Below are 1,214 nucleotides of genomic sequence, written 5' to 3' on the forward strand. Positions count from 1 at the left end.
GCCTGACATTGTTGGCGCCGCCGACCGAATTGGTCGAATCGAGCGCGATGCTGGCGGCGACGCCAGAGAGATTGATCGCCTGGCCGGTGGTCGCCCTCACCGTTTCTGCGGCAGCGGTAGCTGTGATGCCCATCGTGCCGCCGGTTCCAACAATTCCGGTGCCGCTGGCGGTGTCGATGGTCACGCCGCCGGTGAAGCTGACCGTGCCGCCGGTTTGCGAGACGCCGACGCCGGTGGTCGTGTCAATGTTGGCGAGGCCGGTGATGTTGAGCGTACCGCTCGCCACCTGAATGCCGCCGCCCGCCGTGACGGCGCTGTTCAGTGTCACCGTGTTGAAGGTGAAGACGCCGGTGTTGCCGGCGTTGATCGCCATAATGCCGGCAGTCGTCGCCGCGGCAACGCTCGTGTTGCCGGTGACGGTGAAGGTACCGGCGACGCCGTCGAAAATGATGCCGCCGCTGCTGCCGCCTGAACTGATGCTGGTCACCACCATATTGACGGTCAGCGGATCGAGATCGAACGCCGCGCCATTCCCCGTGAAGACGCCGCCGCTGCTGCTGTTCAGCGTGAAATTGGTGGTCTTGGTGTTGGCTAGGACGCCGGTGCCGCCATTGTTGAAGACGCTGAACGCGCCGAGATCGAGGGTGCCGCTGGTGTTGGTGAAGCTGAGGCCGTCGCCCTGGACGCGCCCTGGGCCTGGTGAGCCAACACCGATCGTTCCGGCGCTGACAGTGCCGCCGGCGCCGTTGGAGTCGAAGCGGACATTGTTGAAGGCGATGCCGCCGCCAGTGCCGCCGAGCACAGTGTTGTCGGCAAAGGACTGGATCTCGACCGAGTTGTCCGTCGCGCTGATGTTCTGGCCGGCAAAGGACGCGGCCAGCGCCGATCCCGTCGATTTCAGCGTATTGCCGTCGATCGAAAGCAGAAGCGTGTTGGCCGGCGCAGCTGATGTGGAGAAATCGAGCGCCCTGCCGCCGGCCGCGATGTCGTTGTTGCGGAGGAAGAAACTGGAGGCGGACGTCGCGTTGACGGCGACACCAGTGCCGGTGCCTGTGTTGCGGATGATGAGGTTCTGGAGGCCGCCGGTGACGACGCCCGAGCCTGATGTCGCCAGATCGACCACCGAGCCGGCGGTGTTGCTCTGCAGGATCGGCGTTAGCGTGTCGATGCCCGCCGGTGCCGCGATGATCGGCGAGTTTTGCACGGTGGTGAAA

At 65.1% G+C, this 1,214-nt stretch carries 1 pseudogene; it reads right to left on the reverse strand.

The annotated features are described in order from the left end of the window. Nucleotides 1-1,214: pseudogene (locus ENZ74_RS32225) on the reverse strand (hypothetical protein); the annotation flags it as partial.

This window comes from Mesorhizobium sp. M7A.F.Ca.CA.002.15.2.1 (genome assembly GCF_003998715.1).
Classification (GTDB): Bacteria; Pseudomonadota; Alphaproteobacteria; order Rhizobiales; family Rhizobiaceae; genus Mesorhizobium; species Mesorhizobium ciceri.